20 protein-coding genes and 1 tRNA gene are annotated in these 21,146 nt (G+C 70.2%); 15 read left to right on the top strand and 6 right to left on the bottom strand.

The window, feature by feature from the left end; genetic code table 11:
• Positions 1-50 precede the first annotated feature (50 nt).
• The 3 genes from ACZ4TR_RS38235 to lon all read left to right on the top strand — a co-directional run bounded on the left by ACZ4TR_RS38235 (position 51) and on the right by lon (position 4,298).
• Positions 51-905 carry an SAM-dependent methyltransferase gene (locus tag ACZ4TR_RS38235; protein ID WP_465293047.1) on the top strand — a complete coding sequence of 285 codons (855 nt, stop codon included), beginning with the start codon at positions 51-53 and terminating at the stop codon, positions 903-905.
• On the top strand, positions 902-1,756 hold the full coding sequence (locus tag ACZ4TR_RS38230; RefSeq protein ID WP_465293046.1) for an SAM-dependent methyltransferase: 855 nt from the start codon (positions 902-904) through the stop codon (positions 1,754-1,756). Before ACZ4TR_RS38235 ends, ACZ4TR_RS38230 begins: the two co-directional genes overlap by 4 nt.
• A 100-nt stretch (positions 1,757-1,856) precedes the next feature.
• Complete coding sequence (gene lon / locus ACZ4TR_RS38225) at positions 1,857-4,298, top strand: endopeptidase La (protein WP_465293045.1); 2,442 nt, start codon at positions 1,857-1,859, stop codon at positions 4,296-4,298.
• Between the two features lie 250 nt (positions 4,299-4,548).
• On the opposite strand, the gene ACZ4TR_RS38220 is transcribed toward lon, so the two are convergent.
• Positions 4,549-4,631 (bottom strand) — tRNA-Tyr (locus tag ACZ4TR_RS38220).
• 130 nt (positions 4,632-4,761) lie between these two features.
• Between ACZ4TR_RS38220 and ACZ4TR_RS38215 the strand changes: the two genes are divergently transcribed.
• Positions 4,762-5,253, top strand: a complete 492-nt coding sequence (locus ACZ4TR_RS38215; RefSeq protein ID WP_465293043.1) for a YajQ family cyclic di-GMP-binding protein — start codon at positions 4,762-4,764, stop codon at positions 5,251-5,253.
• A 117-nt stretch (positions 5,254-5,370) separates the two neighbouring features.
• Positions 5,371-5,760: a hypothetical protein gene (locus tag ACZ4TR_RS38210; RefSeq protein ID WP_465293041.1), complete on the top strand. Its 390-nt coding sequence runs from the start codon at positions 5,371-5,373 to the stop codon at positions 5,758-5,760.
• Positions 5,761-5,842: 82 nt separating this feature from the next.
• On the opposite strand, the gene ACZ4TR_RS38205 is transcribed toward ACZ4TR_RS38210, so the two are convergent.
• Entirely contained in the window at positions 5,843-6,508 is a 666-nt protein-coding gene (locus ACZ4TR_RS38205; RefSeq protein WP_465293039.1) for a hypothetical protein, read from the bottom strand.
• A 187-nt stretch (positions 6,509-6,695) separates the two neighbouring features.
• Between ACZ4TR_RS38205 and ACZ4TR_RS38200 the strand changes: the two genes are divergently transcribed.
• On the top strand, positions 6,696-7,832 hold the full coding sequence (locus ACZ4TR_RS38200; RefSeq protein WP_465293037.1) for a sialidase family protein: 1,137 nt from the start codon (positions 6,696-6,698) through the stop codon (positions 7,830-7,832).
• A gap of 51 nt (positions 7,833-7,883) precedes the next feature.
• Positions 7,884-8,765: a glucose-1-phosphate thymidylyltransferase RfbA gene (rfbA, locus tag ACZ4TR_RS38195; RefSeq protein WP_364514341.1), complete on the top strand. Its 882-nt coding sequence runs from the start codon at positions 7,884-7,886 to the stop codon at positions 8,763-8,765.
• Here the strand turns inward: rfbA and ACZ4TR_RS38190 are convergent.
• The 3 genes from ACZ4TR_RS38190 to htpX form a co-directional block, all read right to left on the bottom strand.
• Complete coding sequence (locus tag ACZ4TR_RS38190; RefSeq protein WP_465293035.1) at positions 8,762-10,072, bottom strand: NtaA/DmoA family FMN-dependent monooxygenase; 1,311 nt, start codon at positions 10,070-10,072, stop codon at positions 8,762-8,764. The genes rfbA and ACZ4TR_RS38190 overlap by 4 nt on opposite strands.
• 1 nt (position 10,073) lies before the next feature.
• Positions 10,074-11,168, bottom strand: coding sequence for an LLM class flavin-dependent oxidoreductase (locus tag ACZ4TR_RS38185; protein ID WP_465293033.1), 1,095 nt, complete (start codon positions 11,166-11,168; stop codon positions 10,074-10,076).
• 116 nt (positions 11,169-11,284) lie between these two features.
• Positions 11,285-12,136: a zinc metalloprotease HtpX gene (gene htpX, locus ACZ4TR_RS38180; protein WP_364514334.1), complete on the bottom strand. Its 852-nt coding sequence runs from the start codon at positions 12,134-12,136 to the stop codon at positions 11,285-11,287.
• A 136-nt stretch (positions 12,137-12,272) separates the two neighbouring features.
• On the opposite strand from htpX, the gene ACZ4TR_RS38175 reads away from it, so the two are divergent.
• Together ACZ4TR_RS38175 and ACZ4TR_RS38170 are read left to right on the top strand one after the other, a co-directional pair.
• The gene (locus ACZ4TR_RS38175; RefSeq protein WP_465293032.1) at positions 12,273-13,241 is read left to right on the top strand and encodes a YncE family protein; all 969 of its coding nucleotides are present in this window, start codon (positions 12,273-12,275) and stop codon (positions 13,239-13,241) included.
• Positions 13,242-13,281: 40 nt separating this feature from the next.
• The gene (locus tag ACZ4TR_RS38170) at positions 13,282-14,157 is read left to right on the top strand and encodes an LLM class F420-dependent oxidoreductase (protein ID WP_465293031.1); all 876 of its coding nucleotides are present in this window, start codon (positions 13,282-13,284) and stop codon (positions 14,155-14,157) included.
• 64 nt (positions 14,158-14,221) lie between these two features.
• On the opposite strand, the gene ACZ4TR_RS38165 is transcribed toward ACZ4TR_RS38170, so the two are convergent.
• Entirely contained in the window at positions 14,222-14,590 is a 369-nt protein-coding gene (locus ACZ4TR_RS38165) for a YrdB family protein (protein WP_465293029.1), read from the bottom strand.
• A gap of 199 nt (positions 14,591-14,789) precedes the next feature.
• Between ACZ4TR_RS38165 and ACZ4TR_RS38160 the strand changes: the two genes are divergently transcribed.
• From ACZ4TR_RS38160 to ACZ4TR_RS38135, 6 genes are read left to right on the top strand one after another with little or no spacing between them, the layout of a single operon-like run.
• Entirely contained in the window at positions 14,790-16,022 is a 1,233-nt protein-coding gene (locus tag ACZ4TR_RS38160) for a class I SAM-dependent methyltransferase (protein ID WP_465293027.1), read from the top strand.
• Position 16,023: 1 nt separating this feature from the next.
• Positions 16,024-16,815: a sugar phosphate nucleotidyltransferase gene (locus tag ACZ4TR_RS38155; RefSeq protein WP_465293025.1), complete on the top strand. Its 792-nt coding sequence runs from the start codon at positions 16,024-16,026 to the stop codon at positions 16,813-16,815.
• Positions 16,812-17,459, top strand: coding sequence for a PIG-L deacetylase family protein (locus ACZ4TR_RS38150; protein WP_465293023.1), 648 nt, complete (start codon positions 16,812-16,814; stop codon positions 17,457-17,459). Before ACZ4TR_RS38155 ends, ACZ4TR_RS38150 begins: the two co-directional genes overlap by 4 nt.
• A 4-nt stretch (positions 17,460-17,463) precedes the next feature.
• Positions 17,464-18,483: an NAD-dependent epimerase/dehydratase family protein gene (locus ACZ4TR_RS38145; RefSeq protein WP_364514317.1), complete on the top strand. Its 1,020-nt coding sequence runs from the start codon at positions 17,464-17,466 to the stop codon at positions 18,481-18,483.
• Complete coding sequence (locus ACZ4TR_RS38140) at positions 18,483-19,763, top strand: DUF4910 domain-containing protein (protein ID WP_465293022.1); 1,281 nt, start codon at positions 18,483-18,485, stop codon at positions 19,761-19,763. The genes ACZ4TR_RS38145 and ACZ4TR_RS38140 overlap by 1 nt, the downstream gene beginning before the upstream one ends.
• 2 nt (positions 19,764-19,765) lie before the next feature.
• A complete protein-coding gene (locus ACZ4TR_RS38135) occupies positions 19,766-21,142 on the top strand; it encodes an MATE family efflux transporter (RefSeq protein WP_364514312.1) in 1,377 nt (458 codons plus the stop codon).
• Positions 21,143-21,146: the final 4 nt, after the last annotated feature.

Below are 21,146 nucleotides of genomic sequence, written 5' to 3'. Positions count from 1 at the left end.
GGTCGCCCGTCCTTATAGGGTGGTTCCCGGAGCAGTGAGGGGAGCCGGAAGTGACCGATCAGCGGGATTCCGCGCCGAGAGCACCCGAAGGCGTCGACACCGAGAAGCCGTCCGCGGCCCGGATCTACGACTGGTACCTGGGCGGCACGCAGAACTGGGCCGTGGACCGCGAGTTCGGCCGGCGCATGGAACAGCAGTGGCCGCTGGTGCGTCCCGGGTCGAAGCAGAACCGCGAGTTCATGAACCGCGCGGTGCGGGCGGCGCTGCGGGCCGGGATCCGGCAGTTCGTCGACCTCGGCTCCGGCGTCCCGACGGCCGGGAACGTGCACGAGGTCGTCGAGGCCGAGCTGCCCGAGGACCACGACGCGACGGTCGTGTACGTCGACTACGAGCCGGTCGCGGTCGCGCACGCGACGCTGATCCTCGAAGAGGAGGCGGCGACGGACTGGGCGGGCATCGTCCAGGCCGACATGCGGGACGCGAAGGCCGTGCTGCGCGCCGAAGAGACGCAGCGGCTCATCGACTTCTCGAAGCCCGTCTGCCTGATGATGATGGCGGTGCTGCACTTCGTCGGGCCGGACGACGACCCCATCGGCCTCCTCAAGGCCTACCGGGACAAGCTCGCACCCGGGAGCTGGCTGGCGATCTCGCAGATGAGCGAGGGCGACGGGACCGGCGAGTCGCTCGCGGGGCTGCGCTGGTTCGTCGAGCAGTACCGCAAGACCAGCAACCCGGTGTGGCTGCGCGACCGCGAGGAGATCGAGCCGCTGTTCGGCGACTGGCCGCTGCTCGAACCGGGCATCGTGCACCTGCCGGACTGGCGGCCGGACCGGAAGCTCAACGCGCTGGAAGCGGAAGCCCGCCCGTACGCGTGGTGCGGCATCGCGGAGAAGCCCGGCGGATGACCCCCGAGAACACAGCGCCGATCGCCCCGGCCGGGGTCGACACCGACAAGCCGTCCGCGGCCCGGGTGTACGACTGGTACCTCGGCGGGAACCACCACTGGGCGGTCGACCGCGAGTTCGGCCGGCGCGTGGAGAAGGTGTGGCCGCTGATCCGGCCGATCTCGCGGCAGAACCGGGCGTTCATGAACCGCGTGGTCTCGGCCGCGATGGACGTCGGTGTCCGCCAGTTCGTCGACCTGGGCTCCGGTGTGCCGACCGCGGGGAACGTGCACGAGATCGTCCGGGACCTGCTTCCCGAGGGTGAACGCGCGTCGGTCGTCTACGTCGACTACGAGCCGGTCGCGGCCGCGCATTCGCGGCTGATCCTGGAGAAGGAAGGCGCGACGGGCTGGGCGGGCCTGGTCGAGCGGGACATCCGGCGGCCGGAGGAGATCTTCGCCGACGACGTCGTGCAGGAGCTGATCGACTGGTCGCGGCCGGTGTGCCTGCTGATGATCACGGTGATGCACTTCGTCGGGCCGTCCGACGATCCCGAGGGCCTGATGGCGACGTACCGCTCGAAGCTCGCGCCGGGCAGCTGGCTGGCGCTGACGCACGGGACGTGCCGCGACGACGCGCCGCCCGAGCGCGCCGCGGAGGTGAAGCGGTTCATCGACGCCTACCGCGACACGTCGAACCCGGCGTGGCTGCGCTCGGCCGAGGAGCTGCTCCCCTGGTTCGGCGGCTGGCCGCTGCTTCCGCCGGGGATGACATCGTTGCCGGACTGGCGTCCCGAGGAGCCTCCGAACGTCATCGATCTCGAGACGCGGCCGTTCGCCTGGTGCGCCGTCGCGCGCCGACCAAGCCTCTGACCTGGACTTTCTTCCTTCGCTGTGGGCGAACGCACTCTCGGAAACAAACACACCCATCGGAGAGTTGAGCTAGGCAGACTCAACTACACGAGGAGTGCACATGTCCGACACCCGCCTCCTGCCCGTGCTCCCGCTCGATGACGACGTCGTGCTGCCGGGCATGGTCGTCCCGCTCGACCTCACCGACAGCGAGACGCGGGCCGCGGTGGAGTCCGCCCAGTCCAACACCCCCAGCCAGGCTTCGTTCCCCGGCATCCGGTCGACCGGCGCCACCAAGGCCGAAGTCCTGATCGTGCCGCGCGTCCACGGCGAGTACGCCGAGTTCGGCACCGTCGCCACGGTCGAGCGCATCGGCCGCGTGCCCGGTGGCAAGGCGGCCGTCCTGCTGCGCGGCACCGCCCGCGCGCTCGTCGGCCGGATGGCCGACGGCCCCGGCGCCGCCCGCTGGGTGCACGCCGAGGACGCCCCCGAGACCACGAACGACCGGACCGCGCAGCTCGCGGCCGAGTACAAGGCCGTCGTCATCTCGATCCTCCAGCAGCGCGGCGGCTGGCAGCTGATCGACGCCGTCCAGCAGGTCGAGGACGGATCCGCGATCGCCGACCTGTCCGGCAACGCGCCGTACCTCGACACCGAGCAGAAGCTCGAGCTGCTGACCACGCTCGACGTCAGCGCACGCCTGGAGAAGGCGCTCGAGTGGAGCAAGGAGCACCTCGCCGAGCTCGAGGTGACCGACACGATCCGCAAGGACGTCGCCGAGGGCATGGAGAAGCAGCAGAAGGAGTTCCTGCTGCGCCGCCAGCTCGAGGCCATCCGCAAGGAGCTCGGGGAGCTCGACGGCACCGCGCAGGACGACGACTACCGCGCCCGCGTCGAAGGCGCCGAACTGCCCGACGCCGTGAAGAAGGCCGCGCTGGCCGAGGTGGACAAGCTGGACCGTACGTCCGAGCAGTCCCCCGAGGGCGGCTGGATCCGCACCTGGCTGGACACCGTCCTGGAGCTGCCCTGGAACGAGCGCACCGAGGACAGCTACGACATCGCCGCCGCGCGAGCGGTTTTGGATGCCGACCACGCGGGCCTCGACGACGTCAAGGAACGCATCATCGAGTACTTGGCCGTGCGGAAGCGCCGCGCCGAGGCACTCTTTACCGCCGAGGCGCCATTCAACACAGCGGAATCGGGTCTCGGCCCAATCAACGGTCGGCGTTCCGGCGCGGTGCTCGCCCTCGCGGGCCCTCCCGGGGTCGGCAAGACGTCGCTGGGTGAGTCCGTCGCGAAGGCCATGGGCCGCAAGTTCGTCCGCGTGGCGCTGGGCGGCATCCGCGACGAGGCGGAGATCCGCGGCCACCGCCGCACCTACGTCGGCGCGCTGCCCGGCCGGATCGTCCGCGCCATCAAGGAAGCCGGCTCGATGAACCCGGTCGTGCTGCTCGACGAGATCGACAAGGTCGGCGCCGACTACCGCGGCGACCCGACCGCGGCGCTGCTCGAAGTGCTGGACCCGGAGCAGAACCACACGTTCCGCGACCACTACCTCGAGGTCGAGCTCGACCTGTCCGACGTCGTGTTCCTGGCGACGGCGAACGCGCTCGAGACCATCCCCGGCCCGCTGCTGGACCGCATGGAGCTCGTCACGCTGGACGGCTACACCGAGCACGAGAAGGTCACCATCGCCCGCGACCACCTGCTCCCCCGCGAGCTGGAACGCGCCGGCCTGGGCACGGCCGACGTCAGCCTGACCGACGCCGCGTTCAGCCGGATCGCCGCCGAGTACACCCGCGAGGCGGGCGTCCGCGACGCGAACCGCACGATCGCGAAGGTCCTGCGCAAGATCGCGACCAAGGTGGCCCTCGACGAGGTTTCGCTGCCGCTGACCGTGGACGCCGCGGATCTTCCCGATTACCTGGGCCGCCCGCGGCACATCCCGGAGTCGTCGCTGCCCGCGTCGACCCAGCGGACCGCGACCCCGGGTGTGGCCACCGGCTTGGCGGTCACCGGCGCCGGCGGTGACGTCCTCTACATCGAGGCGTCGCTGGCGGACCAGGAGTCCGGCGCGTCCGGGCTCCAGCTGACCGGCCAGCTCGGCGACGTGATGAAGGAGTCCGTCCAGATCGCGCTGTCCTACCTGCGGTCGCACGGCGCGGAGCTGGAGCTGCCGGTGGGTGACCTGCGCGAGCGCGGCATCCACGTCCACGTCCCGGCGGGCGCGGTCCCGAAGGACGGGCCGTCGGCGGGCGTCACGATGACGACGGCGCTGGCCTCGCTGCTCTCGGGCCGCGTGGTCCGGCCGGACGTCGCGATGACGGGCGAGGTGTCCCTCACGGGCCGCGTCCTCCCGATCGGCGGCGTGAAGCAGAAGCTGCTGGCGGCCCACCGGGCGGGGATGAAGACGGTGATCATCCCGCAGCGCAACGAGCCGGACCTGGACGACGTCCCGGCCGAGGTGCTGTCCCAGCTGGACGTCCACGCGGTGGCGAACGTCCGCGAGGTCCTGGAGCTCGCTTTGACCCCGGCTTCGACGCCGGTTCCCCAGGCGGCGTAACCCCGAACGCCGCCACCGAAGGCCCCCATTCTCCCGCGAATGGGGGCCTTCACCTTGTCCGAGCGGCTAAAGATCGCGCAGTCCGGCCGGCAACGCGGAAAGGTCAGCTGCGAGGCCCGCGAATTCGATTTCGAACCCACTTACGGGGACCGCGGCCGTGCAAGACACCGTGGCTCCGTGAAGGAATTGCACGGGCTGATTGCCGAACACAAAGACCCCGCAACCTGATCGAGGTTACGGGGTCTTGATGTGGCGGGTGAGGGATTCGAACCCCCGTAGGCGTAAGCCAACTGGTTTACAGCCAGTCCCCTTTGGCCACTCGGGTAACCCGCCTGGGGCCGGACGCGCCGACCGGGTAGAAGCTTACCCAACAGGTTCGAGCGGGGGTCAACCGGGATGCCCCTCCTCCGGTGGGGACTAGGCTGGGTGGCCCCTGACAAGCGAGTACGAGGTGTGAGGACACGTGGCGGATCCCTCTTTCGACGTCGTGAGCAAGGTCGACCGCCAGGAGGTGGACAACGCGCTGAACCAGGCAAGCAAGGAGCTCGGCACGCGCTTCGACTTCCGCGGCACCGGCACGACGATCAACTGGTCCGGCGAGGAGGCGATCGTGATCGAGTCCGAGACGGAGGAGCGCGCGCTGGCCGCGGTCGAGGTGTTCAAGGAGAAGCTGATCAAGCGCAGCATCTCCCTGAAGGCCTTCGAAGCCGACGAGCCGGCCCTGTCGGGCAAGATCTACAAGGTTTCGGGCAAGATCATCCAGGGCATCGCATCGGACAAGGCGAAGCAGATCGCGAAGTTCATCCGCGACGAGGGCCCGAAGGGCGTGCAGGCCCAGATCCAGGGCGACCAGCTGCGGGTGTCGGGCAAGAAGAAGGACCAGCTGCAGGACGTGATCGCGTTGCTGAAGGGCAAGGACTTCGAGATCGCGCTGCAGTTCACGAATTACCGGTGACACACCTTCGTTGACCTGCGGGTATCTGGTTTCAGGTGCCCGTGGGTACAACGTCGGTACAACCGAGCGCGCAGTCGGTCGTCCAGCAGGGGAGCGCGATCAACGGAAGCCACCGGCGTGATGGTCACCGATGCCGGGATGTTCGGGCTGTGGTCCCCGGCGTCGTCCGGCGACATCGTCGACTACGACACGTGGGAACCGGCACTGCTGGAAGAACGCCAATATCTCCTCGTGTCCTCGGAGCCGTACCTGTTCGTCACCCCCGGCGACGCCGTGATCAGCGGTATCGAGCATGTCGGGGCAGGGGGCGAGGCCGGCTTGCGCATCCCTCTGCCGCCGGGCCGGTGGAGCGTGACGATCGCCTTGATCGAATGGGACGCAGAACCTGGGCAGAGGGACATCAACGGACAGCCCGCACCGACCGCGCTGCCCGACTTCGCGCTGCTGATCAACCCAGAACAGGGCACCGGACGCCACCGGACCGAACTCCGGACGTTCGAACCATGAGCATCCCAGACGACGTCCTCGGACGTCGGTCTTCGCGACGCGCACGGTCTTGCGCGACGAACGCGGGCACCCGGGCGCCCGCTCAGGACGGCGTCACCGTCCAGCTCGCTTCGTACCCGTCCACCCGCAGATAAGCCGGACCTCGGACCTCCCGGTCCACGTCGACGTCGCCGATCTCGTTGACCAGCAGGTCGCCGTCCTCCTCCGAGTGCACCCACAGGGCGATGTTGCCGCGGGTCTTCGCCGAAAGCTTCACGTGCGTAACCCCCGCCGGCACGCGCAACACCGCGTCGCCCTTGCCTGACGTCGGTGCGCCCGGGGCCACCACCGGCAAGCTCCGGTAGTCCGCGATCGTTGCCGTCCAGGCCGCGTTCGCGTGGACCGTCACCTTTGTCGTCGGGCGGTCCGGTTCCGTGTTCAGCCACGTCGTGCCCTGGTACTTGCCGATCGCGTTGACCAGGCCGTACTCGCCGCCGTCCGTGTCGATCATCACGTTCGACGAGCACTTCGGGCAGTCGAACGTGAAGAAACCCAGCTGGTCCGCCGGCCACGTCGTCGCGAACTCGCCTTCGCCCTTGCCCGTGTGCGTCTCGGCAGGCACGTCGCGAAGCGCCGGAGCCGCTGATGTCGTGGGTGCGGGAACCGGGACCGGCTCCGAAGAAGTCTCGATCGTGCCGAACCCCGTCGTCGGCCCGCACGCCGACGTCAACGCCACCGCCGCCACAACGCAGGCAAGCCGGAATCTCATCGTCCCCCCTCGGAACCGTCTGGTGATCTTTCGGCGCGCAAGACCACGGCGTTACCGTCGCCGTGCGTGAGCGATCACCCGGACGGGCAGAGCAAACCGCTCGAAAGCGCGAATGCCCGCGTGACTGTCCACGAAGGATCCGGACCGCGTGCTGTAATCGCGCGGTCACCATGTGGAGAGGGTCAGGATGCGCCGCTTGCTCGCCTTCGTGCTGTCACTCACCGTGATCGGCGCGACACTGACCCCGGCGAGCGCCGCCGAGCGCAAGCTGCTGCTGCCCGGCCTCGGCTCCTACGCGCGCCTCGTCCGGCTCGACCACTCGATCTTCGGCCGCGGGCACATCATCGCGGCGCTGACCAGCGAAGACGCCGGGGGCAAGTTCACGCCCGTCATGGAGAGCACCGACGAGGGCGAGACGTTCCACCAGCTCGGCGCCATCCACGACCCCGACGGCCGGTACGGCATGTGCTGCGGCACGCTCTACGAACTGCCGCAGCGGGTCGGCCGGCTCCGCGCGGGCACCCTGCTCTGGGCCGCTTCCTACCGGCAGGACGCCGGCGCGCAGCGGCGCGTCGGGATCAAGGTCTGGGCCAGCAAGGACGGCGGCCGTTCGTGGAGCTTCCTGGCCGAGCCCGCCCGCTCGCACAACATCGACGGCATCTGGGAGCCCGAGTTCACCGTCGACGCCGGCGGCACGCTCTGGCTCCACTTCGCCGACGAGACGCAGGCACCGAAGTACGCGCAGGTCCTCAACCGCGTCGCCTCGACCGACGGCGTGCACTGGGGCACCAAGCAGCTCACCCTGGCCATCCCGCCGGACCGGGTCCGGCCCGGGATGCCGATCATCCGCAGGCTGCCCGACGGCCGCTACTACTTCGCCTACGAAATCTGCAACTTCCGCGACCGCTACTGCGACCCGTACTTCAAGATCTCCCCCGATGGCGCCAACTGGGGCAGCCCCACCGATCCCGGCACTCGCGTCGAAACCGCGAACGGCAACTACTTCCAGCACGCGCAGACGATCACGCTCTTCCCCGGCGGCCCGAACGGCGTGCGGATCGTCATGGTCGGGCAGATCTACACCAACGCGAAGGGCCAGCCGCAGCCGAAGAACGGCCAGGTGCTGCTGGCGAACGACAACTTCGGCGCCGGCAACTGGTACGAGCTGCCCGCCCCGGTGCACATCACCGGCATCTACAACAACTTCTGCCCGAACTACTCCTCGACGCTGCTGCCGGTCGACGACGGGAAGAACGTGCTCGAGATCGCCACCGAGTACAACCTCGGCTGCAAGGCCTACTTCGGCAAGGGACCGGCTTTCTGATCCCGCCCGGCCCGTAGGGTGGGGCCGACGCCGGACTCGAGGAGGCAGTTCATGAAGGGCATCGTGCTGGCCGGAGGCAGCGGGACACGCCTGCACCCGATCACCCAGGCGGTGTCGAAGCAGCTGCTGCCGGTCTACGACAAACCGATGGTCTACTACCCGATCTCGGTGCTGATGCTGGCCGGGATCCGCGAGATCCTCGTCATCTCCACCCCCGCCGACCTGCCGATGTTCCGCAAGCTGCTCGGCAACGGCGACCAGTTCGGCCTCGCGTTCTCCTACGCCGAGCAGCCCAGCCCGAACGGCCTGGCCGAGGCCTTCGTGATCGGCGCGGACTTCATCGGCGACGACGACGTGGCGCTCGTGCTCGGCGACAACATCTTCTACGGCCAGGGCTTCTCCGGCCGCCTGCAGCAGGCCGTGCGCGAGCTCGACGGCTGCGTCCTGTTCGGCTACCCGGTGAAGGACCCCGAGCGCTACGGCGTCGGCGAGGTCGACGCGGGCGGCAAGCTGGTGTCCATCGAAGAAAAGCCCGCCAAGCCGCGCTCGAACAAGGCGATCACCGGGCTGTACATCTACGACAACGAGGTCGTCGACATCGCCCGCGCACTCACGCCGTCGGCGCGCGGTGAGCTCGAGATCACCGACGTCAACCTCACGTACGTGCGCCAGGACCGGGCGTCACTGGTCGACCTCGGCCGCGGCTTCGCCTGGCTCGACACCGGCACGCACGACTCGCTGCTCGAAGCCGGCCAGTTCGTGCAGGTGCTGGAGCACCGCACCGGCGTGCGCATCGCGTGCCTCGAGGAGATCGCGCTGCGGATGGGCTTCATCGACGCCGACGAGTGCTACGCGCTGGGCGAGAAGCTCGCGAAGTCCGGCTACGGCGACTACGTCAAGGCAGTCGCCGTAGCGGCGGGAGCTTCGGCCTAGAAGAGCTGCTCGCGCAGCGTCGTCCCGGCGTACTCGGTCCGGAACACCCCGCGCTCCTGCAGGAGCGGCACGACCTTGTCGGCGAACTCGTCGAGCCCGCCCGGCGTCAGGTGCGGCACGAGGACGAACCCGTCGGCCGCGTCGGACTGGACGTACTCGTCGATCGTCGAAGCGACGGTCGACGGCGTGCCGACGAACTGCTGGCGCGCGGTGGCCTCGATCACCAGCTCGCGGATCGAGAGTTTCTTCTCCTCCGCGAGCGCCCGCCACTTGCGCGCGAGCGCGAGCTGGTCCTTTTCGTGCCGGACGCGGCCCCAGGTCAGCGGCTCGGCGTCCGGGTCGGGGTCGACCTCCGGCAGCGGCCCGTCGACGTCGTAGCCCGACAGGTCGCGGTTCCACACCTGCTCGAGGAACTGGATCGCGGTGGCCGGCCGCACCTGCTGGAGCCGGATCTCGCGCGCGTGCTCCTCGGCTTCGGCGTCGGTGTCGCCGAGGACGAACGTCGCGGCCGGCATGATCAGCAGCTCGCCGTACTCGCGGCCGTACGCGGCCAGCCGCCGCTTGACGTCGTGGAAGAACGCCTGGCCGTCCTCGAGGGTGCCGTGCCGGCTGAAGATGACGTCGGCGGTCTTCGCGGCGAACTCGCGGCCTTCGTCGGAGTCGCCGGCCTGGATGACGATCGGCTGCCCCTGCGGGGTCCGCGGCAGCGTGAACTCGCCGTGGATGTCGAACTGCTGTCCACTGTGGACGAACTTGCCCGGGTCGCGCGCGAAGACGCCGTTCTCCTTGTCCCCCACCAGGGTGCCGGGCTGCCAGCTGTCCCACAGCTCGCGCACGGTGGCCAGGAACTCCTCGGCGCGCGCGTACCGGTCCTCGCGCTTGAGGAAGCCGCCGCGGCGGAAGTTCTGGCCGGTGAACGCGTCCGGCGACGTCACGACGTTCCACGCCGCGCGTCCGCCGGAGAGGTGGTCGATGCTCGCGACCTGGCGGGCGACCTCGTAGGGCTCGTTGAACGTCGAGGACAGCGTCCCGGCCAGGCCGAGGTACGTGGTGACGGCGGAGAGCGCGGCCAGCACGGTGGTCGTGTTGGGCCGGCCGACGACGTCGGAGTCGAGGATCTTGCCCGCGTGCTCGCGCAGCCGCAGTCCCTCGGCGAGGAAGAGGAAGTCGAACTTGCCGCGCTCGGCCGTGCGGGCGAGGTGCTCGAAGGAGGCGAAGTCGATCTGGCTGCCCGACGCCGGGTCGCTCCACACCGTCGTGTTGTTGACGCCGGGGAAGTGCGCGGCGAGCTTGATCTGCTTGGTCATCTCAGGCTCCCGGGGTGACGGCGTAGGCGTTGACGGCCCGGCCGAGGCCGAGGTGGTCGCGCAGGGTCGCGCCGCGGTAGCCGTCCCGGAACGCGCCGGCCGCCCGCAGCGCCGGGACGACCTCGCCGGCGAGCAGGTCGAGGTCGTCGGGCAGGACGGCGGGCCGCAGGTGGAACCCGGCAACACCGGTCTCGGCCGCCCAGCGGGGCAGCTCGGCCGCCAGTTGCGCGGGCGTGCCGACGAACGACAGGCCGACGGGCTCGAACGGAACCAGGGCGTCCAGCTCGTGCTGCCGGTCGCGGGCGCCCTGCTCGGTCTCGGCGAGCACGATCGACACCGTCGCGAGGACCTTGGCGCCGGGGAACCGGGCGGCCGCGGCGCGCACGGCGTCGAGGTGGTCCGCGCGGGTGATGACCAGGTCGGCGCCGACCGCGTGCGGGGAGTCGCCGTAGACCGCGGTCACCGGGTGGCCCTGCGGCGGGCGCGGGGTGATCGACGGGCCCTTCACGCTGAAGAAGCGGCCCTCGAAGTCGACGTAGTGCAGCTTCTCGCGGTCGATGAACCGGCCGGTGGCGGCGTCGCGGATGATCGCGTCGTCCTCCCAGCTGTCCCAGAGCCGGGTGATGACGTCGAGGACCTCGGCGGTCTCGGCCTCCCCGTCCTGCGGTGAGGGGGCCGGGCGGCGGCCGAAGTGCGCGGCTTCGGCGTCGGTCAGGGACGGTACCGCGAGCACGCCGGCGCGGCCGCGGCTCGCGTAGTCCAGCGTCGCGACCGACGTCGAGATGTGGAACGGCTCGGTGTGGGTCGTGGTGACCGTCGGGACCAGGCCGACCCGGCTGGTCGCCGGGGCGATGGCCGACAGCGTGAGCAGCGCGTCGAGGCGGCCGCGCACGACTCCCTCGCCGCCGGACTGCAGCGCCAGCGAGTCGTCGAGGGTGACGAAGTCGAGCGAAGCGGCCTCGGCCTGCTTCGCGTACTTCAGGTAGTGGCCGGAGGTGAACAGCGCGGCGGGCTCGGCCGCGGATACCCGCCAGGCGGCCGGGTGGAACCCGGCCCCGTCGATGGCGACGCCCAGGTGCAGCTCTGCGGAGACCATGCCTGCGCAACTTCGCGGGCCGGACCGAGATTCCCGCTCCCATCAGTTGGGAAAGCGCACTTTCACGTGAAAGTGCCCACCTGGGGGGCGCACTTTCACGTGAAAGTGCGGCTGGGTCAGAAGCGGTGGCGGGCCATTTCCTCGAGGCGCGCGATGCGGTCGGCGATCGGCGGGTGCGTCGAGAACAGCTTGCTCAGGCCCTCACCGGGGCGGAACGGGTTCGCGATCATCAGGTGCGACTGCGACACCAGCTGCGGCTCGGCGACCAGCGGCCGCGCCCGCGTCCCGGCCTCCAGCTTCCGCAGCGCCGAGGCCAGGCCCAGCGGGTCGCCGGTGAGCTCCGCGCCGGACGCGTCGGCCTGGTATTCCCGCGACCGGCTGACACCCATCCGGATGACCGCCGCCGCGATCGGCCCGACGAAGATCAGCATCAGGCTGACCAGCGGGCTGCCGTCGCGGTTGTTGCCGCCGAAGAACAGCGCGATGTTCGCGAGCACGCTGATCACGCTGGCCAGCGCGCCGGCGACGCACGAGATGAGGATGTCGCGGTTGTAGACGTGGGACAGCTCGTGGCCGAGCACCGCCCGCAGCTCCCGCTCGTCCAGCAGGTCGAGGATGCCGGTGGTGCAGCAGACGGCCGCGTGACGCGGGCTGCGGCCGGTCGCGAACGCGTTGGGCGCGACGGTCGGGCTCAGGTAGAGCTGCGGCATCGGCTGGCGGGCGACGTGCGCGAGCTCGCGCACGATCCGGTACATCGCGGGCTGCTCGACCTCCGACACCGGCCGGGCGTGCATCGCGCGCAGCGCCAGCTTGTCCGAGTTGAAGTACGCGAAGGCGTTCATCCCGAGGGCGATGACCAGGCCGATGACCAGGGCGCCACGGCCGAACAGGCCGCTGATCGCGATGATGATCGCCGACAGCAGGCCGAGCAGCATCGCCGTCTTCAACCCGTTCTGGTGCCCGTGCACGCGCGCTCGCCTCCGTCCGCTCCATTCCCCGTGGTTACCCAGTGGAAACAACGCGATCGGGGGACGCGAAGTTCCTTCACGTGAGGATCGCGCGGGTTAGGCTCGGCGAGCGAGTTGATCACGAGCGGAGGCGCCGATGCGAGGTCGCCCGATAGGCCGCAGGACGCTGTTCACCCTGGTCACGGCCGGTGCGGGGGCCTTGGTCCTGCCCGGGGCCGCCCGGGCGGAGGACGTCCGGTCGGTCGAGCTCGGCGGGGCGCCGACGGCGGTCACGGTGAACCCCGTCACGGGCCTCGCGTACGTCACGGATCCCGAGGCCGGGACGCTCACGGTCATCGACCCGCGCCGCGCCGCGGCCGCCGACGTGATCCGCGTCGGCGGCGCTCCGGACGACGTCGCGGTCGACCCGAAGGCCAACCGGATCTACGTCGCGAACCCGCCCGCCGGCACCGTCGTGGTGCTGGATTGCCGCACCCACGACCTGGTGAGCGTGATCGGCGCGGGCGCCGGCGCGTCCGCGCTGGCCGTGGACGAGCGGGCCGACCGCGTCTACGCGGCCAGCGGCGCCACCGGCACGCTCGCCGTGCTCGACGGCGTCAGCTGCACGCTCGCCGCGCTCGTACCGGGCCCGAAGCCGAGCTTCGGCGGGATCGCGGTCGACCCCGGCCGCAAGCTGGCCTACTGCGCCAGCACCGGCACGGACTCCCTGGAAGTGTTCTCGATCGACAGCGGGAAGTTCGTCGCCAGCGTGCCGGTCGGGGCGCGGCCGACCGCCGTCGCGGTCCACGTCGAGAGCGGTTCGGTGTACGTGGCCAACTCCGGCATCCACCACATGTCCATTGTGGACGCCGCGACGCACACCGAGCGCAAGACCGTGTTGCTGCGCAGCGAGGCGTCCGCGCTGGCCGTGCACCAGGGCACGAACACGGTGTACACCAACGGCGGCCAGAACGGCCTGAGCCGGGTCGACGGCGCGAGCGGGACGCTGACCGGCGAGCTGTCGCTGGGCATCAACCCGGGCGACGTCGCGGTCGACGAGCGCACGCGCACGGTGTTCGTCACGGATCCCTTGCACGGCAGGGTTTCCCTCGTCCGGAACTTCTGAACACCCAGCTGGGGTAACTCCAGGTATACGGTCGGAGACTATGAAACTCGGACTGCAGATCCCCGACTTCACCTGGCCGAACGGGGCGTCCGCGCTGGGCGCCGAACTGGCCGCCGTCGTCCGCACCGCCGACAACGCGGGCTTCGACTCCATCGCCGTGATGGACCACTTCTTCCAGATCGGCGGGGTCGGCCCCGTCGAGAACGACATGCTCGAGGCGTACACCACCCTCGGCTTCATCGCCGCGCACACCGAGCGCGCCAAGCTGCTGACCGTCGTCACCGGCGTCCTGTACCGGCACCCGGGCCTGCTGGCCAAGGCGATCACGACGCTGGACGTCCTGTCCGGCGGCCGCGCGATCCTCGGCATCGGGGCGGGCTGGAACGAGGACGAGTCCCGCGGGCTCGGCTTCCCGTTCCCGCCGGTCGCGGAGCGCTTCGAGCTGCTGGAGGAGAACCTCCGGTACGTGCTGCAGATGTGGGCCGACGGCGACGAGCCGTTCAAGAGCAAGCACTTCGACGCGTCGCGGCTGCTGAACGTGCCGCAGGCGCTGTCGGACCCGCGCCCGCCGATCATGATCGGCGGCGGTGGCGAGAAGAAGACGCTGCGGCTGGTGGCCAAGTACGCCGACCAGTGCAACCTCTTCAACAGCCCCGAGCTGGAGCACAAGCTCGACGTCCTCAAGCAGCACTGCGAGAACGAGGGCCGCGACTACGACACGATCACCAAGACCGTCTACCACATCCTCGACATCGGCGAGGACGGCTCGAAGACGGGCCCGCTGCTGAAGGAGCTGGAGCGGTTGCACGGGCTCGGCATCGACGTGGCCCTCGGCATGGTCCCGCACGTCCACAACCCGGCGGTGCTGGAGAAGTTCGGCACGGACGTCATCCCGGCCGCCGCGAAGATCGGCTGAGCAAATCGCTGTCGGCAACTTGCCGGAGCCCTCTGCGCCGAGTGCGCGGAGGGCTCCGGTGCGTTCAGCCGTCCTTGGCGACGGCGCGGGTCAGCGCCGCGACGCCGATGCCGGCTACCGCCAGCACGATCCCCGAGATCACCCAGCCGACGAGCACGAGCACCACGCCGGTCGCCGCGAACAGGGCGAACTCCACCAGGAAGCGGGCCGGTTCCGGCAGCCGGCGGTGGGCTCGCGGGGCGATGAACAGGCCCCAGATCGCGGCGGCCACCAGCGGCAGCAGGACGGCGTCGACGATCGCCAGCACCACGCCGCTGCCGAGCTGGGTGCCGGCCAGGGCCAGACCGCCCAGCAGGGCCAGCTCCGTCAGGAAGCGGACCGTCAGCACCACGCCCGCGACCCCGCTCAGGCGGGGGCCCGTTTCCGAAGTCATCGGGCCAGCCTAGGACCCCCGTCCACTGTGGACGTTACGGGTACGGACCGGCACCGTCGGTGATCTCTGCCACATTCCCACCGTCCAGGTTGCGGTTCCGAATCGGTCCACCAGGCCGCCACGCGTCGCTGTAACGACGATCCACCCCTGCTCGACGTGTTAAGCGCAGATCGCGACCGCGAGCCAAGGAGCCTGGTAGATGACCACATGTCGACTCTGCGGTTCGACAAACACGGCCAGCGTGGTGGATCTCGGGGCCACTCCCCCGTGTGAGCGATTCTTGACGGCCGAACAGCTCGACGAGCCGGAAGCCACCTTCCCGCTGCACCTCATCGTGTGCACCGAGTGCTGGCTGGCCCAGATCCCGCCGCTGATCGACCCCGGCGACACATTCACCGAGTACGCCTACTTCTCGTCGTTCTCGACCTCCTGGGTCGAGCACGCGAAGCGGTTCGTCGACAGCTCCGTCGAGCGCCTGGGCCTGGACGAGAAGTCCTTCGTCGTCGAGGTCGCCAGCAACGACGGCTACCTGCTCAAGCACGTCGTCGGGCACGGCATCCGGTGTCTGGGCGTCGAACCTTCGGTGAACGTCGGGCAGGCGGCGCGCGACGCCGGCGTGCCCACCCTGACCGCGTTCCTCTCCGAGGAAACCGGCCAGAAGGTGCGCGAGGAGCACGGGCCCGCGGACCTCGTGGCCGCGAACAACGTCTACGCGCACATCCCCGACGTGATCGGCTTCACCAGGGGCCTGCGCGCCCTGGTCGCCGACGACGGCTGGGTCTCCATCGAGGTCCAGCACCTGCTCACGCTGATCGAGAAGAACCAGTACGACACGATCTACCACGAGCACTTCCAGTACTACACCGTCGAATCCGCGCGCCGGGCCCTCGCGACCGGCGGCCTGACCGTGGTCGACGTCGAGCTCGTGCCGACGCACGGCGGTTCGATCCGGCTCTGGGCGCGCCCCGACGCGGTCGCGGGCGAGCCCAGCGAGCGGATGACCGACGTCCTGGAGCGGGAGAAGGCGGCCGGACTGCACGAGCTGTCCGGGTACACCGAGTTCGCCGAGCGCGTCACCCGCGTGCGGCTGGACCTGCTGAAGTTCCTCATCGAGGCCCGCAACGACGGCAAGACCGTCGTCGGCTACGGCGCCCCGGGCAAGGGCAACACCCTGCTGAACCACTGCGGCATCCGGACGGACCTGCTGCAGTACACGGTCGATCGCAACCCGTACAAGCACGGCCGGTTCACCCCGGGCACCCGGATCCCGGTGCTGCCCCCGGAGCGGATCGAAGCCGATCGGCCCGACTACGTGCTCGTCCTCCCGTGGAACCTCCGGGAGGAACTGACCGGACAGCTGTCGTTCGTGGGTGCCTGGGGCGGCCAGCTCGTGTTCCCCATCCCCCGCCTGGAAATCGTCGAGGTGCAGTGAAGTGAAGGTCGTCCTCTTCTGCGGTGGCTACGGGATGCGGATGCGCAACGGCGCGGCCGACGACGTCCCCAAGCCGATGGCGATGGTCGGTCCGAGACCGCTCATCTGGCACGTCATGCGCTACTACGCGCACTTCGGCCACACGGATTTCATCCTGTGCCTGGGCTACGGCGCGGCGCACATCAAGAACTTCTTCCTGAACTACCAGGAAACCATTTCCAACGATTTCATCCTGCGCAACGGGCAGCCCGAACTGCTGTCGACCGACATCGCCGACTGGACGATCACCTTCGTGCAGACCGGCATCGAGTCGCCGATCGGTGAGCGCCTGCGCCGCGTGCGCGACTACCTCGACGGCGACGAGATGTTCCTCGCGAACTACGCCGACGTCCTGTCCGACGTCCCGCTGCCCGACATGATCGAGCGGTTCTCGAACACCGACGCGGGCGCGTCGATGATGGTCGTGCCGCCGCAGTCGTCGTTCCACTGCGTCGAAATGGACGAGGGCGGCAAGGTCGGCTCGATCACCGCGGTCAGCGAAATGCCGCTGTGGGAGAACGGCGGGTACTTCGTGCTGCGGCAGGAAGTGTTCGACCACATCCCGGAGAACGGCGACCTGGTCGCCGACGGCTGCGGCGAGCTGGCCAAGCGCGGCCGGCTCCTGGCCTACCCGTACCGCGGGTTCTGGAAGCCGACCGACACGGTCAAGGAGCGCGCGGCACTCGACGACGCGTACACGCACGGCAAGAGGCCCTGGGCGCTCTGGGAGCAGCCCGCCGCGAGCATCGCGTGATCGGGCTGCGGCCGGGACAGCTCGGCGGTGTCGTCGCCCTCGGCGCGCACTGCGACGACATCGCGATCGGCGCCGGCGGCACCCTGTTGACCCTCTGTTCCGGGCGCCCCGGCCTGCGGGTCGACGCGCTGGTCCTCTCCGGCGGCGGCACGCCCCGCGAGGACGAGGAGCGCGCGGCGCTCGCGGCGTTCTGCCCGGGCGCGCAGGTCGACGTCACGGTGCTGAAGATGCCGGACGGGCGCTTCCCGGCGCACTGGGAAGAGGCCAAGAACGCGCTGGAGGAGCTGCGGCGGCGGACCGACCCGGACGTCGTCCTGGCGCCCCGGACCGACGACGCCCACCAGGACCACCGCGGGCTCGCGAAGCTCGTGCCGACGGCGTTCCGCGACCACTTGGCGCTGGGCTACGAGATCGTCAAGTGGGACGGCGACCTCGGCGCCCCCGCGGTCTACCAGCCGCTCGACGACGACGTCGCGGAAGAGAAGGTCCGGCTGCTGCAGGAGCACTACGCGTCGCAGCGGCACCGGCCCTGGTACGACCGCGAGGCGTTCCTCGGCCTGGCGCGGATCCGCGGGATCGAAGCGGCCGCGAAGTACGCCGAGGCGTTTTTCGTCAAGAAACTCACTCTCGACCTGAAGGGCTGATCCGATGCGGGTGTTGCTGACGGGGCACAAGGGCTACCTGGGGACGGTGATGGCCCCGGTGCTCGCCGCCGCCGGTCACGAGGTCGTCGGCCTGGACTCGGGGCTGTTCGAGGACTGCCTGCTCGGGCCCAAGCCGGCCGACCCGGCCGGGGTGGCCGTCGACCTGCGCGACGTCACCGTTTCGCACGTCGAGGGCTTCGACGCCGTCATCCACCTCGCCGCGCTGTCGAACGACCCGCTGGGCTCGCTCGCGCCGGACCTGACCTACGACATCAACCACCACGCGTCGGTGAAGCTCGCGAAGCTGGCGAAGGAGGCCGGCGTCGGGCGGTACCTCTACGCGTCGACCTGCTCGGTGTACGGCGCGGGCGGCGACAAGCTCGTCGACGAGGACGCCCCGCTGAAGCCGGTGACGCCGTACGCCGAGTCGAAGGTGCGCGTCGAGGCCGACGTCCACGAGCTCGCCGACGACGACTTCACCCCGGTCTACATGCGCAACGCGACCGCGTTCGGCTACTCCCCCCGGCTGCGCGGCGACATCGTGCTGAACAACCTGACCGCGCACGCGCACCTGTCCGGCGAGGTGCTCGTGCTCTCCGACGGCACGCCGTGGCGGCCGCTGGTGCACGCCCAGGACATCGCGCGCGCGTTCACCGCCGCGCTGACGGCGCCCAAGGAGGCCGTGCACAACAAGGCCTTCAACATCGGCACCGAAGACAACAACGTCACCGTCGCCGAGATCGCCCAGGAGGTCGTCGAGGCCGTGCCGGGCTCGACGCTGAACATCACCGGTGAGGCCGGCTCCGACCCGCGCTCGTACCGGGTCGACTTCTCGCGCTTCCGGTCGGCGATCCCCGGCTTCACCTGCGAGTGGTCGGTCAAGGACGGCGCCGTCGAGCTCATCGAGGCCTACCGCAAGTTCGGGCTGACCCGCGAGTCGTTCGAGAAGCTGTTCACCCGGTTGGCCTGGCTGCGCAGCGAGGGCGAAGCCGGCCGCGTCGACAACACCCTGCGGCGGCACTAGTGGCGGGCGCGCAGCTGCGGACCGGGGCGGAGCTGCACGCCCTGGTCGAGCGGCTGTACCCGATCTGCCGCAGCATCACCGGCGACGGCGTGCGGCAGACCCTGGACATCATCGGCGAGCACATCGCGCTCGAGCGGCACGAGGTCCCGACCGGCACCCAGGTGCTGGACTGGACGATCCCGCAGGAGTGGAACATCCGGGACGCGTACGTCGCCTCTCCCGACGGCTCGCGCGTCATCGACTTCCGGGAGTCGAACCTGCACGTCGTCGGGTACAGCGTCCCGGTGAACGAGCGGTTGCCGCTGAGCGAGCTGCGGGAGCACCTGCACACGCTGCCGGACCAGCCGTCGTGGGTGCCCTACCGGACCAGCTACTACGCCCCGGCCTGGGGTTTCTGCCTCGCGCAGGAGAAGCTCGACGCGCTGCCCGACGGCGAGTACGACGTCGTCATCGACTCGACCCTGACCGACGGTTCGCTGACCTACGGCGAGCACGTCGTCCCGGGCCGCGTCACCGACGAGGTCATCGTGTCGTGCCACGTGTGCCACCCGTCGCTGGCCAACGACAACCTGGCCGGCATCGCGGTGGCGGTGTCGCTGGCGCAGCAGCTGGCCGAGTCGCAGCCGCACTACACGTACCGGTTCCTGTTCATGCCGGGGACGATCGGCTCGATCACGTGGCTGGCGCGCAACGCCTCACGGATCGAGAAGGTCCGTCACGGCCTGGTGCTGGCCTGCGCGGGTGACCCGGGATCGTTGACGTACAAGAAGTCCCGCCGTGACGACGCCGAGATCGACCGCGTCATGCAGCACGTGCTGCGGTCGCGCGAACACCGCGTCGTCGACTTCTCGCCGTACGGCTACGACGAACGCCAGTTCTGCTCACCGGGCTTCAACCTCGGCGTCGGCTCGCTGACGCGGACGCCGTACGCGGGTTACCCCGAGTACCACACCTCGGCGGACAACCCGGGGTTCGTCTCGCCGGCGGCCATGGAGGACACGCTCGGCGCTCTGCGCGACGCGTTCGGCGTCCTCGACCGCAACCGCCGGTACGTCAACCTCAGCCCGTACGGCGAGCCGCAGCTCGGCAAGCGCGGGCTGTACGACTCGCTCGGCGGCCGCAGCGACGCCAAGCAGGCCCAGATGGCCATGCTGTGGGTGCTCAACCTCTCCGACGGCGAGCACAGCCTCCTGGACATCGCCGAGCGGGCCGGGCTGCCCTTCGACATCGTCGACGTCGCCGCCCGCGCCCTGCACGACGCCGGTTTGGTCAAGGAGTGAACGTGGCCAACCATCGCCGGGCCCCGCGCTCGCTGCTCCGGAACGGCGCCGTGCGCGCCATGGCCGGGCGGCTGAGCTGGGGCCTCGGCGACCAGGCGGTGTCCAGCCTGACGAACTTCGCGGTCGGGCTGTACGTGGCCCGCTCGCTGGGCACGTTCGCGTTCGGCATCTTCAGCCTCGCCTGGGTCACCTACGGCGTCGTCTTGAACGTTTCCCGGGGCCTGGCCACCGACCCGCTGATGGTGCGGTTCAGCGCGGTGCCGGAGGACCGCTGGCGCCTGGGGGTCGCCAGCGCTTCCGGCACCGCCATCGGCGTCGGCTGCGTGACCGGGCTGATCAGCCTGGTCGCCGGGCTGGCGGCGGGCGGCCCGCTCGGCAACGCGTTCGTCGCGCTCGCCGTCGTCCTGCCGGGCCTGCTGCTGCAGGACGCCTGGCGGTTCGCCTTCTTCGCGCGCGGCGCGGGCAAGAAGGCGTTCATCAATGACTGCGTGTGGGGCGTCGCGCTCCTCCCGGCGTTGTACATCGCCGCCCAGGTCCACACCGTGGTCGCGTTCGTGCTGGCCTGGGGCCTCTCCGGCGCGGTCGCGGCGATCTTCGGCTGGTTCCAGACCGGCGTCCTCCCGCACCCGCGCGAGGTGCTCGGCTGGTTCCGGACCCAGCGCGACCTGAGCGTCCGGTACCTGGTCGAGAACGTCAGCAACAGCGGCGCGTCCCAGCTGCGCGCGTACGGCCTCGGCGCCATCGCCGGGATCACCGCCGTCGGCGCGGTCCGCGGTGCCGAGCAGCTGCTCGGACCGTTCCTCGCCCTGCTCATGGGGCTGTCCCTGGTCACGGTCGCCGAGGGCGCACGGGTGCTCAAGCGGGCACCGCACCGGCTCAAGCACTTCTGCATGATCCTCGGCGGCGGACAGGCCGCCGCCGCGCTGTGCTGGGGTCTCGGCCTGCTGGTCCTGCTCCCCGACTCCGCCGGCCGCTGGGTGATGGGCTCGGTGTGGGACTCGTCGTCCCCGCTGATCCTCCCGGTCACCCTCGCCGTGGTCGGCGCGAGCTTCGCCACCGGCGCGGCCGCCGGGCTCCGGGCCCTGGGCGCCGCACCGCGGAGCCTGCGTTCGCAGCTGATCGCCTCCCTGTTCTACGTCACGTTCGGCATCACCGGCGCCTTCCTCGGCGGCGCGGCCGGGTCCGCGTGGGGCGTCGCGATCGCGACGCTCACCGGATCGGTCGTCTGGTGGTGGCAACTGCGGCTCGGCCTGCGGGAGTACGTGCCACCGGCCGTGGACGACGCCGGGGCCAACGAGACCACCATCGTCTTCGCGCCGATCGGGATGAACGAAACCACCGTGGTCTTCGAGCCGATCACACTGCCGATCAAGGAATGAGGAC

The sequence above is a fragment of the Amycolatopsis sp. NPDC028719 genome, from assembly GCF_055565395.1.
The sequence above is the reverse complement of the archived record's forward strand: the minus strand, read 5'-3'. Positions and strand labels throughout refer to the sequence as shown.

Bases quoted from the DNA above. Each gene is read 5' to 3' on its own strand.
- ACZ4TR_RS38185 (WP_465293033.1), bottom strand. From the start codon at position 11,168: ATGGTCTCCGCAGAGCTGCACCTGGGCGTCGCCATCGACGGGGCCGGG.
- lon (WP_465293045.1), top strand. From the start codon at position 1,857: ATGTCCGACACCCGCCTCCTGCCCGTGCTCCCGCTCGATGACGACGTC.
- ACZ4TR_RS38170 (WP_465293031.1), top strand. From the start codon at position 13,282: ATGAAACTCGGACTGCAGATCCCCGACTTCACCTGGCCGAACGGGGCG.
- ACZ4TR_RS38205 (WP_465293039.1), bottom strand. From the start codon at position 6,508: ATGAGATTCCGGCTTGCCTGCGTTGTGGCGGCGGTGGCGTTGACGTCG.
- ACZ4TR_RS38175 (WP_465293032.1), top strand. From the start codon at position 12,273: ATGCGAGGTCGCCCGATAGGCCGCAGGACGCTGTTCACCCTGGTCACG.
- ACZ4TR_RS38190 (WP_465293035.1), bottom strand. From the start codon at position 10,072: ATGACCAAGCAGATCAAGCTCGCCGCGCACTTCCCCGGCGTCAACAAC.
- ACZ4TR_RS38200 (WP_465293037.1), top strand. From the start codon at position 6,696: ATGCGCCGCTTGCTCGCCTTCGTGCTGTCACTCACCGTGATCGGCGCG.
- rfbA (WP_364514341.1), top strand. From the start codon at position 7,884: ATGAAGGGCATCGTGCTGGCCGGAGGCAGCGGGACACGCCTGCACCCG.
- ACZ4TR_RS38165 (WP_465293029.1), bottom strand. From the start codon at position 14,590: ATGACTTCGGAAACGGGCCCCCGCCTGAGCGGGGTCGCGGGCGTGGTG.
- ACZ4TR_RS38160 (WP_465293027.1), top strand. From the start codon at position 14,790: ATGACCACATGTCGACTCTGCGGTTCGACAAACACGGCCAGCGTGGTG.
- ACZ4TR_RS38230 (WP_465293046.1), top strand. From the start codon at position 902: ATGACCCCCGAGAACACAGCGCCGATCGCCCCGGCCGGGGTCGACACC.
- ACZ4TR_RS38145 (WP_364514317.1), top strand. From the start codon at position 17,464: ATGCGGGTGTTGCTGACGGGGCACAAGGGCTACCTGGGGACGGTGATG.